Genomic DNA, 215 nt, shown 5'->3' on the forward strand with positions numbered 1-215 from the left:
ATACAGTTACTGGAGAAGTAAATCCGGTTTCTGTTCCATTTTGTGTTCCATCACCATCTTCATCGTTATATACGGTTCCGGTTACTGAACCAGCTGTAGTATAACCATCTGTTCCTGCTGCAACTGTTCCATTTACTGGTATCGTTACTTCCGTTGGTTCTGTTCCTTCTGTTAATGTCGATCCTACTGGTAAAGTAGTCGTATCTACTACGATA

General features: G+C 40.9%; 1 protein-coding gene. It reads right to left on the reverse strand.

All coding sequences use genetic code 11. The features are described 5' to 3' along the window. A partial coding sequence (locus ACVCXO_RS09185; RefSeq protein WP_452229296.1) for a hypothetical protein occupies positions 1 to 215 on the reverse strand: 215 nt, incomplete at both ends.

Source organism: Lacinutrix sp. MEBiC02404 (assembly GCF_053601575.1).